Origin of the sequence: Pseudomonas sp. WMBT8 (assembly GCF_050916005.1) — a bacterium.
In the GTDB taxonomy this organism is placed as follows: Bacteria; Pseudomonadota; Gammaproteobacteria; order Pseudomonadales; family Pseudomonadaceae; genus Aquipseudomonas.
Genome location: NZ_CP188096.1, coordinates 2,988,382 through 3,001,779, shown reverse-complemented (window position 1 = coordinate 3,001,779; position 13,398 = coordinate 2,988,382). Strand labels below are relative to the sequence as shown.

Below are 13,398 nucleotides of genomic sequence, written 5' to 3'. Positions count from 1 at the left end.
TCATTTCCTCATGCGCGGGTCGAGACGATCACGCAACGCATCGCCGAACAGATTGATAGCCAGCAACGTCAGGCTGATAAAGATGCCCGGGAAGATCCCCAGCCACGGCGCCGTCGAGATATAGGTGCGGCTTGCCGAGAGCATGCTGCCCCAGGTCGCGGCCGGCGGTGGCACCCCGAGGCCGAGGAAGCTCAACGCGCTCTCCGAGAGCAACGCCCAGCCAAACATACTGGTGGCCAGTACACACAGGGGCGCCAGGCAGTTGGGGGTGATGTGGCGGAACATGGTGTACAGCTCGGAGTTGCCGATCACCCGCGAAGCCTCGATGAACTCCAGCTCACGCAGTGACAGCACGCTGCCGCGCACCACCCGCACCACCGATGGGGTGTAGGCGATGCCCAGGGCGAGCACGATGCCGTACTGGCTGGCGCCGACAATCGCCATGATGCCCAGGGCCATGAGGATGCCGGGGAACGCCAGCAACGCGTCGTTGAGCATCATCAGCACCCGGTCGGTCCAGCCGCGCAGGTAACCGGCGAGCATGCCGATCACCGTGCCGCAGATCACCGCCACGCTGACCGAGAGCAGGCTGATCCACAAGCTGGTACGCGCGCCAATGATCAGGCGGCTGAACACATCGCGGCCAAACTCGTCGGTGCCAAGCCAATGCACGGCACTCGGTGCGTGCAGGCGTGAGAGCAGGTCCAACTTGAGCGGGTCGTAAGGCGTCCACACCACGCCGAGCAATGCCAGTAACACCAGGACCGCGAGCAAGCTGCCGCCGATCAGGGCGTTGAGCGGCGGGTAACGCCGGCGCCGCCGAGGCGAGATCGCCGCCACGGTGGGCAAGGCAGGAGTCTTGAGGTTCATAGCTTCACCCTTGGATCGAACAGCGGATACAGCAGATCCACCAACAGGTTGACCAACACATAGATGCAGGTGACCAGCAGCAGGCACCCCTGCAGCACCGGGTAGTCGCGGGAGAAGATCGCATCGACCATCAACCGGCCGATGCCGGGCAAGGTGAACACGGTTTCCAGCACCGCAATGCCGCCGAGCAGGTTGCCCAGGATCAGGCCAATCAAGGTCCAGGTCGGCGCAAATGCGTTGCGCAAGGCGTGTCGCCACAGCACCGCACTTTCCGACAAGCCCTTGGCCCGGGCATGGGCGATGTACTCCAGGCGTAGCACCTCGATGGTGCTGGCCCGGGCCATCCGGGCAATGGCGCCGAACTCCACCAGCGTCAGGGTGATGATCGGCAGCACCACATAGGTCAGCGCTTTCATAGGGTCGGTGGCGAAGCCGACGTAACCGATCACCGGCAACCAGCCCAACTGAATGCCGAAGACATACAGCAGCAGCAAGCCCAACCAGAAGCTCGGTACCGACAGCAACAACGTTGCCGTCGCCACCAGCCCCAGGTCCATCGCACTGTTTTGCTTCCAGGCTGCGAGCAAGCCCACCGGCACCGCGAGCAGGGTCGCCAGCAACACTGCCACCAGCACCACGGTCGCACTGACGCTGAAACGCTCGACCAGCAACTCCAGCACCGGCTGACGGCTGCTGATGGACACCCCAAGGTCGCCACTGAGCACCGACTTGATCCAGATCAGGTACTGGGTCACCACCGAGTGGTCCAGGCCCAGGCTGCTGCGCATGTCGGCCAGGCTTTGCGGGTCGGCCATGTCGCCCAGCATCAACAGCGCCGGGTCGCCGGGGATCAGGCGGATCAAGGCAAATACAATCACCGAGATCAGCAACAGGGTCGGCACCGCCATGCCGAGCCTGTGCAATATGAATCGAAACATAGCGCTACGCCTTACTTGGAAGTGTCGGCCAGCTTCACGCCCCACAGGCGCGGCTTGGCAACGGGCCAGGAGCGATAACCCTCAACGCGCTTACCCATGGCGCCGATGGCAGTGCCGTTGTAGATGACCACCATGGGCACATCCTTGAGCATCAGCGTGTGCAGCTGGTCGAACAGTGGCCGGCGCTTGGCAGGGTCAACTTCCCGCTGGGCCTCGCGCAAAATCGCCAGGGCCTGGGGGTTGTCCCAGACTTTGCGCGGCTCCTTGTCCTTGTCGCCGATCACCGATTCGTAGCTTTGCGCCGCATCGAAACGCCCCGAATAGGAGAACGACATCATTTGGTAGCTACCGCTCTGGTAACGCTCCAGCTGCGTGCCCCACTCCAGGGTTTCCATCTCGATGTTCAGCCCTGCTGCCTGGGTCATGGCCTGGCTGAGCAAGCCCATGTCGAACATCTGCGGGTAGCGCTTGTTGACCAGCATGCGGATTTTTTCCCCGCGGTAGCCGGCCTCTTTCAACAAGCGCCGGGCCTCGTCGAGGTTGTAGGTGTAACCCTGCTGCGCGATGCCGTCGTAGTAAGGGCTCGCGGTGGGAATCACTGAGTTGTTGACCACCGACAAGCCATCGGACAACGCCGCCACCATCTGCGCGTAATCCAGGGACAAGGCCACCGCGCGCCGGATGCGCACATCCTTGAGCAGCGGGTCGCGGGTCTGGAACAACAGGCCGCTGATGGTCATGATCGGGCTGACCTGGATCTGCAGGTTCTTGACCTGCTTGAGTTGCGCGGCATCCATCGCGGTCACGTCCGGCAGCAGGTCCACGCCACCTGACAGCAGCGCGGCCTTGGCCGAGGCTGCATCGGGGATCACCTGGAAGCGCACGGTGTCGACAAACGCCTGCTTATTGCCGGTGTAACCGTCCGCCTCGCCTTCGGCACGCGGGGTGTATTGCTTGAAGCGATCCAGCTCGACGTACTGGCCCTTCTGCCATTTGCCCAGGGTGAACGGGCCGGTGCCAATCGGTGCGCGCCAACTGCCATCGGCGGCCAGGGAGTCTGGGTGCAAGATGCCGCTGCCGGCACAATCCGGACGGGCCATGGCGGCCAGGAACAAGCCATTGGCCTGGTCCAGGGTGAACACCACGGTTTTCGGGTCTGGGCTTGAGACATCGACGATCTTGGCCGCGCCGCGCCCATCGAACTCCGCCAGGCAACGCCACTGGGTCTTGGGATCGAGGTAGCGCTGCCAGGTCCATTGCACCTGCTTGGCCGTCAATGGCTGGCCGTTCTGGAAGAGAACGCCGTCGCGCAGGGTAAAGGTGTAGCGCAGGCCATCGGCCGAGACGGCAACCGCACTGGCCAGCATCGGTGCGATGCTGGTGTCTTCGCGGTACGCCACCAAACCTTCGACGATATGCATCATCACCGCGTCGGTATTGTCGTCCCGGTTGACCCCTGGGTCGCTGCTGCGGATATCACCGTTGATGCCGACACTGATGACCTGGTCTTGGGCAACGGCCATGGAAAAGGCGCACGCCGACATCGCAACGGCCACTGCCGTCTTTACGTAACTATTCACGGGAGAAAGACTCCTTGAAGAAATTTTCCGGTCAGTGGCGAGGGCCAAGGCAGGACCGGCATCAGAATGAGTGAATCCTTGGTTATTGTTATACGGTCTGTTCTGAGTGCATCTACCTACGGTGTATCAGCCCAGGCTGCGCTTGTGACGCAACACCTTGGCAAAAAAGTCCTGGGCGGCCGGCATGGCCTTGACGCCCTGGTGCGCGACGTTGGGCAGCAAGTCAAAGTGCACCTGCACGCCGGCGGCTTCGAAGCTCGCCTTCAAGGTGGCCAGGCGCTCAGGTCGCGTGCGCCCGGCAGCGTTGGCACCGGCCATGTAGTGTTTGCCACCTTCACGGTGGGTGATTTCCCAGGTTTCGAGGTCTGAATCACCCACCACCATGTGCACCGGCAAGCGCTGCAAGGCTGGCAGGTTCAGCGGCTTGCCGAAGCGCGTGGCAAAGTCCCGCACGCCGACCCACCAGTCCTGATCGGCATCGAGCAGGGTCACCGAGCCCGGTGCGCCGATGGACGCCGCCCAGAGTTTCTCGGGGTGCAGGTAGCAGAAGCGATGGGTGAATTGCCCCCCACCGGAATAGCCGAACAGCGCGAAGGTTTCAAAGCGGCGGCCGTAACGCTTGCCGACACTGGCGATCATGTCGAGCAACACCTGGTCGTAGCGGATATCGCCTTCGACCATCTGCTTGTAGCCATCGCCATTGCCGTCCCCCAGCACGCCGACCGGGAACAGCGGCGACAGGATCACGCAATCGTTCCAGCGGCCAAATTCGGCGAAGCCATTGCGGTAAATCTCCATCGCACGGGTTGAACCGTGCAGCGACACCACCAGGTCGACTGGCCGGGTGCTGTCCTCGATGGCTTCAGGCACATAGAGGGTGTAGGCAAACCGGCTGTCCCCGTGATGGGAGTACACGGTGGTCGCGCCGAGGTGATACACGTTCTTTGCAGCACGCAATGCTGCGTGTTCAGGGCTGATATCTGGATTGCTCATTGGGTAAGTTCGCCGAGTCAGTTCGGGCTTGAGTATTGGCCGGGCCCTATAAAAAGAAAAACTAATTTAACTTTAACCTGAGTAAACAAAACCTTTACGATTCAGGCACACCCATGACCACGGGCCTGCCCATGAGCAACATTCGCTTCTTCAAGACGTTTATCGCCGTCGCCGAATACGGCAGTTTCGCCGCCGCCGCCGACCGGGTGGCCCTGACCAATGCCGCTGTCGGCCAGCAAATGCGCGCCCTCGAAGAAGAGATGCGCCGGCCACTGTTCGACCGCAGCCAGCGGCAGATCAAGCTCAGCCGCGATGGCGTGTTGTTGCTGCCCAAGGCCAAGCGCCTGTTGGCGGACTACGAGCAAATGATCGCCGAGGCGCCCGATGGCATGGCCATGGAGGGCGAAGTGTCCATCGGCGGTATTACCTCCGGCATGGGCCTGCTCGCCAATTGCCTGGTGCAACTGAAAAAGCTGCACCCGCGCATCTCGGTCAACCTGATGACTGCCCGCTCCGACGAGGTGGTCAACCTGGTACACGCCGCCAAGCTCGACGCGGCGTTGTTGATCGAGACGGCGCGGCAAAACTTCGACGGCTTGAGCTGGACCCTGCTCTACAACGAGCCCATCGTCATGCTCGCCAACACCGCGCAGACCGCGGGTATCAACGACGCCGTGGAATTGCTCAGGACCCAGCCGTTCATTCGCTATGACCGGTCCACCGCCGTAGGCCGCAAGGTGCAATCGATCATCAAGAGTGAATCAGTCGAGCCGCTGGAAATCCTCGAACTGAACTCGATCATCGGTATCGCCGACCTGGTCCGCCAGCAAGTCGGTGTGGCAATCGTGCCGCTGTTGAAGAACTTTGACTGGCACAAAGACCCCAGCCTGCGCGTACTGCCGCTGCCTGGAGACTTGGCGGTACGCCGGGTGGGGATTCTGGAGCAAGGCACCAAAAGTGCGATTACCGGGGAGATTCGCAAGTTGCTGATGCAGGCAGTGGCGAAGTGAGCCTTACCTGGCAGATTGCCACGCGTGGCCGCCCCTAAGGCTCACGCTCGGCCAGTTCTTCCAGCAGATCCGCGGACGGCACAAAAAACAAGCCACCGGTGACCGCCGTACTGAAATCCAGCAGCCGGTCATAGTTGCCGGCAGGCCGGCCGACAAACATGTTCTCCAGCATCAGCTCCAGCGGCTGCGGCGTGCGCGCATAGCCGATGAAATAGGTGCCGAACTCCCCCGCTCCCGGCCGGCCGAAGGGCATGTTGTCGCGCAGGATCTTCACTTCCTCGCCATCCTCGGTGATGGTGGTCAAGGCACTGTGGGAGTTGCTCGGCTTGGCCTCATCCGCCAGTTCGATATCCGCCAGTTTGGTACGCCCGATCACCCGCTCCTGGGCCTCGGTGGACAACGCGTTCCAGGCACCCATGTTGTGCAGGTACTTTTGCACCAGCACATAGCTGCCGCCACTGAACGCCGGGTCTTCGTCAGCGACGATGGTGAAACCGACAGCCTTGCGCCCGGTCGGGTTCTCGGTGCCATCGACAAACCCGATGATGCTGCGCATGTCGAAATTGCGAAATCCCTGGACCTCATCCACCACGACCACCGCATCCCCCAGGGCCGCCATGATTTGCGTGGCCAGTTCAAAACACAGGTCCATGCGCTCGGCGCGAATGTGCAGCAACACATCCCCAGGCGTGGCAACCGCCATGCGCCCCGCTACGCCAACTGCCTGAAACGGATGCAGGGACGCCGGGCGTGGGTTGCCGAACAGCGCGTCCCAGGCCGTCGAGCCGAAGCCGCAGACACAGGTCAGGCTACCGTCGGGCACGCGCTTGCCCACGGAGCGCGTAAGGGCGGCGATATCGCCGCACCACTGGCGTACCGTCCTGGCCGCATCGCTACCGGGAGCAAGTGTGGCGACCATGAAAATGGCCGCGCGGGTGATCGGAGTGCACACAGCCTGAGGTTCAATATTCGGGTTCATCGTGACGGATTCCACACGCAGCTCCACGGTTAAAGGAGAGAGTAAAAAATCCTACACCCATTACTAAACGATATAAACGACTGTGAGATTTGACAGTTACGTGCGCGTTCGCCGTCGCGTAGTTTTTGAACAGGGTAAAAATCAAGGAGAGGATGATGGCGCACAACCCCATGGGCACCGACCCAACCGACGACGAAAACGATCCGATCTTCAATGCCACCACGCAAAAGCGCAATGTCGTGGACCCACGCACGGGGTTGTTTGAGGTTTACGTGCCCTTGCCGTCGCTGACGGGCAATGCCGGCAACGGGCCGGTGATCGAAATGAGCCTGCACAATACGCCCGTGGTCAATAACGAGGCAGCGCTGGGGGATGGCTGGTTCTATGCCATGACCACCTACAGTGAAAAGCACAAGAAGCTCACGATGCATTCCGGTGAAGTGTTGACGGTGGAAAAGGATAAAGATTTGAAGCAATCCGCCGTGATTGCGCAATGGAACAACGGCAAGTTGACCGTGCACCGCAAAGGTGGCCGCAAGGAAGTGCTGGTACTGCTGCCAGATACCGGCATCTACGTCCCCGAGTCCCTGACCACCGATGGTTACAACAGCGTGACCCTGAGCTGGATGACCACCGCCCATGTGATCGGCGGCGCAACCTACTACCAGATCCAGTTGACCGAAATCCGCGACGCCACCCGCAGCCTGCTCAAGGTGCAATACACCCCAGGGGACCCGGCCGCCACGCCGGTCATCAGTTCGGCCACGTTGACGTTCTGGCCCGACGACGCCGCCGAAACCCTGAGCTACAGCCTGGCCATCGAGAATTACGCCCTTAAATCCGTCAGCCTCGCAGCAGATATCAAAAGCAGTTTCGAGTACCTCGATCACCCGACCTGTGGCTGGCTGCTGACCAACATCACCAGCTTTGACGGGCTGCAGGAGCAGGTGGAGTATCAGGACAACGGACTGACCTTCCCGGACAACCCCAAGCTATCTGCCCTGCCCTGTGTTAGCACCCATACCCTGACGCCCAATGGCGGCGGGACACCGGTGGTGACCACCTATGTGTACCAGCGCCAGGACCCGGATCACTACCGCACGATCATGAGCGAGGGCGTGCCGGCCATTCGCACCACGACCTATAACTACAATGAACAGCACAACGTCACCTCCGAAGTGCTCGTACAAGGGGCGGCACAAACACAAAAAAAATACACGATGACTGTGCAAGAAGAACTACTAAGTCGCACGACATCGACGATATACAGCAAGGCCGGCAAGAGTCGGGAAGAGAAAAACGAAAACCGCTTCAATACCCACTCTGCACTTGTCAGAAATCGACAAGAAAGAGTAACTACAGTAGTGGACTACATACCTGCCCCAGAAAAAGGTGAAATTAAATCTACTGAGAGCGAGACTACCTTAACAAACTTGCTGAATCAGATCGCATTAACTTCCGAGCAGCAGACCGACAAAAAGCCTGATGAATCATGGACGCCTATCCTGACACTCCCCACCCAGCTGTTTCCTTCCACTTACGTTGATACTGAAATCGTCGACGATCCAGGGCTGCTGGCAATAATTCCAGAACTGCTGCCAGGGACATTCCCCCAACTATTAAATATTTTCACCTTTAAATACCACGCCTATAAACAAATACCCAATCTAAGCGAATCTAAAATCATCAGTACCTTACAAGGTAGTCTCGCCAGCGAACTGAACTACAATGCAGCACTCATCGGCCAGCTTATCGAATACTTCGAAGGTGACGACTTTCGCAAGGGTCGCGTGAAGACCCTTACCCAGAGCACCCTGGGGACCAAGGACCGGCGCCCCGTGCAGACCGATCCAATACGCACCTTTGACTACACACTGGGAGGGGTTGGTAACACCGAACTGACCACCACGACCACCGACACCGACACAACCGGCAAGACCCGTACGTCTTCACAAACCCAAAGCACCCTCAGTGGCCGCCTCCTGCGCCAAGTCGACGCTGATGGCAATCGCACCGAGTTTACCTATAGCCAATACGGGCAGTTACTCAGCCTGACCGTCTGCGCGCACAGCACCACGTATCGCCAAGTCACCGCCTATGCCTACCCCGCGCCCGGGCAAGTGAAAGTCACCGAGCCCAACGGAAAAACCCACTTGACCCAATACGACGGCCAGGATCGGCTGGTGAGTGAATACTTGCTGGAAGGTAACCTGCGTAAGCAAACCAAGGCCGTTACCTATGACAGCCTGGGACGTGAGCTACGGACATCAAGTTTTGATTATGACCGGCACGGGACCCAGCTCATCCAATGGCAAGAGATGCGATACGACGACTGGAATGAAGTCAGCAGCCAGCACTACAGCGATGGCCGGGAAGACTTCAATCAATATGACCCCGTCGCCATGACCCGTACGCAATGGACCGGCAAGACCGCCGACAAGCACACCACCGTGACGACGTACAACTCGGATGAAACCATCAAGAAAATTGAATGGAAAGGCCAGAACGGCGCCGTCTTTCAAACCCAGACAGCCAGTTACAATCGGGCCAAGCAAATTAAACAGTTGGTTACCGACAGCGAGTTCGGAATTATCACCATCAACTACATCTACGATGCCAATGGTCGCCTGCTGAGTGAACGGCGCAGCGAAAAAGGCCGTGGGTTGCTCGACGTGCCCTTCATCTATACCTACCACTACACCTACCCGCAGCACTGGCTATTCAGGGACGCCACACAAATCGAGCTTGAGTCCGGTGGCAAACGGCAGGTCCTGGGCAAGCGCAGCTTCGACACTTGGGGCCGGGTAACCTCGCTGACACGCGGCTCTTGCACCGAGACTTACACCTATAGCGGCACAAGCACAGTACCCGCGACCACTGTTACCGCCGACGGCCGCGTACTCAAGCATGACTACATCAAGGAGCTGGGCAATCGCCTGGCCAAGACCAGTACCGCAGATGCCAGCGCGCAAAACACCTTTACCTACGCCTATGGCACACAAGGTATTGCCACGGCGACCGAGGGCCAACAGTTCCTCCAGTACAACCATGACCTCTATCTCAGTATCACCCGGCAACAGGTGCAAACCGAGCCAGGTCAAAGCAAGGAAGTGCTTTACACCCACTCAATGAATGGGCGCTTGCTGGACAGTACCGACGTACTGAGTAACCAGACACTGTTTCTCTACAAGACTAACGGGCAGCGCTATGCCAGCAATAACTTTCACTACACCACTGACCACATTTACGATGATCAAGGGCTGTTTCAGGAGGAAGTCGTTGCCGGCCCCTACAACCTTGAGCCCACTTCCCCCATCACATTCCATGTGAAGTACACCCACGATCTGCAACAACGTGAGACCAGCCGCCAATTCATACTCCCCGGTAAAGTTGACCTCCTGCTGGAGCAAACTTATTACGCCGATGACAAATTGAAATCGGCCCAATTGAAACAGGGCGCCACCCTCCTCGGCTCCCGCAGCCTGACCTATACGCCGGGCGGCCGGGTCAAGTCCTGTACCACCACTGGCGTCTGGCGGCCAAGGACGCCGAAGAACAAGGAGATCGACAAACAGGAATTTACCTACGATGCACTGGGTAACGTGCTTACCCGCATCACCACCATCGGCACCGCGAAAAACACCGCAACCTATACCTACGACGCTGCCAATGGCTACCGCCTTACAACAGTCAAGAACAGCCACGCGGACTACATCGCGTCTGCCAGCTTGAGTTATGACGCAGCGGGACGGGTAACCCAGGACCAGACGGGCAAAAAATACAGCTATGACTGGCTCGGGCGGCTCATCCAGGCTGGCAGTGCGCGTTATAGCTATGACCCGTCCAAACGCCTGATGACCCGTAATGGCGGTGACGAGCCAAGTCAAGTGATCTACGACGGCCTCAAGGCTTGCGGGGATTACGCCACCGCCAGTAACGACAACAGCCGCAACCTCAACCCCGGCAGCGCCGCCTGTACGGTCCAACAAATCAAGCGCTCCGGGGTCGACAGAACACTGTTTGAACTGCGGGATCTCAACGGCAGCGTGTTGGTCAGCTACGATGTCCAGGCCCAGACCCTCAAGCATCATGCCTATACCGCCTACGGCGAGCATTTTTCGGATGAGCCCGACTCGGTACTGGGCTTCAACGGCGAATACCGTGACAGCACCACCGGCCAGTACCCGCTGGGCACAGGCGAACGCTGGTATGACGCATCCAGCATGCAGTTTCTTACCCAGGATGACCTCAGCCCGTTCGGTAAGGGTGGACCCAATCTGTATGGCTATTGTGCCGAAGGGGACCCGGTCAATTATCAGGACCCCACCGGGCATTTTTCCGTGGATAAGCAATTACGGGCGATTTGGGGGGACGACCTGCCTGGCCCGGAGGGCTTGGGCGAAGGAGGATCTTTGATTCATACGTACCTGTGGGGCGCGGTCGGTGTATTGACCGCCGTGATGACAGGAGGGACGGCACTGTTACTGACGGCGGCGATTGTTGGGCTCGCCGCCACTTCGCTCGCGACCGGTATTGCCTCAGTGGTTATCCAGGACACCAATTCCGCGGCTTCCGGCATCCTGGCCTGGATATCCCTGAGCACCGGAGCAGCAGCAGGGCTGACCACGCTGGCAGCCAAAGTTGTGAGGGTTGGCGCGTATCTGGGGCGGTCTCTCCCAGCAGTCGCCAGGAACCTCATGAGCAAGACATCCAACGCCGTGACCGGCACCCTCAGGCAGTCGCGGCTAATCCGAGGAATGGAGCGCGTCTGGGCAAAATCATTCCCCCGCCCAACCGTGAATTGGCAGGTCCGCTACAACGATGCGTCACTACTGCACCCCCGGGGGACTTCGAGTCTGTTCGATACCGGTGATGTAAATACGCTTTCGTTCGTGACCTCGGGGGTCCTGGGAGGTCTGGGGGTCCTTGAGTCTGAGCCCGCTCAGTTTGCCGATACATTCATCGGTGATATTACTTGGTTGCCCTTCGGCAGTTTCAGGGGGTTGTGGTTGACCAGTAAAGGTAGATGATTCGGTACACCCTGCGCCTTGCAAAAAACTGACCGAGCAAGGCCTGGGGCCCTGCTCGGTCAGGGTTTAAAGCTGCGGCCAGGTGTAACGGAGGTTCAGCCGGTTCTCATTGAGGTCGCTGCGGTAGTTTGAGCGCGCCGTCACATTGCGTATTCGAATGCCCAAGCCAGTGGCACGGCAGACCCTGCAGGTAAAAGGCAAATCAACCAAGGTCGCCCCCCCCTACCGGCAAGGTCACGCCGGTGATGTAGGAGGCCTCGTCAGAGGCCAGGAACAGGATCGCGCCCACTTGTTCGTCGATGCTGCCGTAACGCTTCATCGGGCTGCTATCCAGGGTCTGGTCGACGATTTGTTGGTACCACGCGCGCTCCTGCGCGCTCTGCGGCTGGTTATTGCGCGGGATGCGCCGGGGCGGTGCTTCGGTGCCGCCGGGTGCGGTGGCGTTGACGCGGATGCCGCTGCCGGCGGTTTCCAGGGCCAGGCAGGCGGTCAAGGCATTCACTCCACCCTTGGCCGCGCCATAGGGCACGCGATTGACCCCCCGTGTGGCGACCGACGACACATTGACGATGGCGCCAGTGCCCTGCTCCAGCATGTAGGGCAGCACGCAATGGCAGCACCACAGCGTGGGGAACAGCGAACGGCGCACTTCGGCCTCGATTTGCGCCTCCGCGTAATACTCGAAGGGCTTGGCCCAGATGGTCCCGCCGACGTTGTTGATGAGGATATCGATGCGCCCGAAACGCACCTTGGCGGCGGCCATCACCTGGGCACACTCGGCATGCTGCTCCAGGTCGGCGATGAGGGTCAGCACCCGGGCATGCTGCAACTCGTGCACCAGTTCCGAGCGATCGATTGCGACCACCCAGGCGCCCTCCGCCAGCAAACGTTCGGCGACGCGCCGGCCGATGCCCTGGGCGGCACCGGTGACCAGCGCAACCTTGGTGTCAAAACGTAGATTCATGCTGGTTTCCTCAGGCGGCATCGCAGTTGGCCATGGCATTGGCGGTGAATTTTTCGTAATGGAAGCTGGCCGGGCTCACGCCCTGGTGCTTGAAGTGCTCGCGCACCGCATCGACCATCGGCGGCGGCCCGCACAGGTAAACGTCGACATCACCATCGTTGAGAACATCGCTGGCCATATGCTGGGTGACATACCCCTGGCGCGGGTGCGCGGTCTGCGGATCGGCCACGCAGGTGACAAGCGTGAGGTTGGGCAACCGCGCAGCGAAGGCCTCCAGGGCCTCGACCAGCACCAGGTCCTGATCCCGCGTCACCCCATAGATCAGCGTGATCGGCCGGCTTTCCCCCCGCAGGGCCAGCACTTCAAGCATCGACAGGAACGGCGCCAGGCCGGTGCCACCGGCCAATAACAGCAGCGGCCTGTGCACCTCACGCAGGTAAAAACTGCCCAACGGCCCGGTCATCGGCACGCTGTCGCCCGGCTGGGCGCGCTCCAGCCAACTGCTCATCAACCCGCCCGGTACATGCTTGATCAGAAAACTGGCGTGCGTGTCGCCAGGGCGGCTGCTGAATGAATAGGAGCGCGTCTGCCCGCTGTCGGGCACGCCGATGTTCACGTACTGGCCGGGTAGAAACACCGGCGCCTGATCCAGTTCGAAACTCACCTGCAGTGCGGCATCGGCGTGGCGGGTGATGCTGGCCAGCGTCGCGACGAACTGCGTGGTGCCGGTCTTGCACGCGCTGGACGGTACCGGCACGGCTATCACGCAATCGGACTGCGGCACCATCTGGCAGGTCAGTACCTGGCGCTCCTGGGCTTCATTCGCGCTCAGGGCGTCTTCGATATAGTCGTCGCCCAAGTCATAGGCGCCGGTTTCACAACGGCACTTGCACGTGCCACAGACACCGTCCGAGCAGTCCATGGGCAGGTTGATGCGTTGGCGGAAAGCAGCATCGAGCACCTTCTCCCCCACCTTGCAGTCGATAAAACGGGTAACCCCATCTTCGAAGTTCAGGGCAATGGCATACGTCATG

9 protein-coding genes are annotated in these 13,398 nt (G+C 60.1%); 2 read left to right on the top strand and 7 right to left on the bottom strand.

All coding sequences use genetic code 11. The features are described 5' to 3' along the window. The 4 genes from ACO77H_RS14050 to ACO77H_RS14035 form a co-directional block, all read right to left on the bottom strand. Entirely contained in the window at positions 1–870 is an 870-nt protein-coding gene (locus ACO77H_RS14050) for an ABC transporter permease (protein WP_170041454.1), read from the bottom strand. Continuing rightward, a complete protein-coding gene (locus ACO77H_RS14045) occupies positions 867–1,808 on the bottom strand; it encodes an ABC transporter permease (RefSeq protein ID WP_169951498.1) in 942 nt (313 codons plus the stop codon). Before ACO77H_RS14045 ends, ACO77H_RS14050 begins: the two co-directional genes overlap by 4 nt. An 11-nt stretch (positions 1,809–1,819) precedes the next feature. Continuing rightward, a complete protein-coding gene (locus ACO77H_RS14040) occupies positions 1,820–3,388 on the bottom strand; it encodes an ABC transporter substrate-binding protein (protein ID WP_170057368.1) in 1,569 nt (522 codons plus the stop codon). A gap of 126 nt (positions 3,389–3,514) precedes the next feature. Beyond that, positions 3,515–4,381, bottom strand: a complete 867-nt coding sequence (locus ACO77H_RS14035; RefSeq protein ID WP_170041455.1) for an alpha/beta hydrolase — start codon at positions 4,379–4,381, stop codon at positions 3,515–3,517. A gap of 113 nt (positions 4,382–4,494) precedes the next feature. Here ACO77H_RS14035 and ACO77H_RS14030 point away from each other — a divergent pair, with 113 nt between their 5' ends. Continuing rightward, positions 4,495–5,391: a LysR family transcriptional regulator gene (locus ACO77H_RS14030; protein WP_262376890.1), complete on the top strand. Its 897-nt coding sequence runs from the start codon at positions 4,495–4,497 to the stop codon at positions 5,389–5,391. 34 nt (positions 5,392–5,425) lie between these two features. Here the strand turns inward: ACO77H_RS14030 and ACO77H_RS14025 are convergent, their stop codons facing one another. After that, positions 5,426–6,370: a Dyp-type peroxidase gene (locus tag ACO77H_RS14025; protein ID WP_169951960.1), complete on the bottom strand. Its 945-nt coding sequence runs from the start codon at positions 6,368–6,370 to the stop codon at positions 5,426–5,428. 155 nt (positions 6,371–6,525) lie between these two features. Between ACO77H_RS14025 and ACO77H_RS14020 the strand changes: the two genes are divergently transcribed. Next, a complete protein-coding gene (locus ACO77H_RS14020; protein WP_432755709.1) occupies positions 6,526–11,400 on the top strand; it encodes an RHS repeat-associated core domain-containing protein in 4,875 nt (1,624 codons plus the stop codon). Positions 11,401–11,602: 202 nt separating this feature from the next. On the opposite strand, the gene ACO77H_RS14015 is transcribed toward ACO77H_RS14020, so the two are convergent. After that, positions 11,603–12,364 carry a 1,6-dihydroxycyclohexa-2,4-diene-1-carboxylate dehydrogenase gene (locus ACO77H_RS14015; RefSeq protein ID WP_170041457.1) on the bottom strand — a complete coding sequence of 254 codons (762 nt, stop codon included), beginning with the start codon at positions 12,362–12,364 and terminating at the stop codon, positions 11,603–11,605. A gap of 10 nt (positions 12,365–12,374) precedes the next feature. Beyond that, complete coding sequence (gene benC, locus ACO77H_RS14010; protein ID WP_432755708.1) at positions 12,375–13,397, bottom strand: benzoate 1,2-dioxygenase electron transfer component BenC; 1,023 nt, start codon at positions 13,395–13,397, stop codon at positions 12,375–12,377. Position 13,398 lies beyond the last annotated feature (1 nt).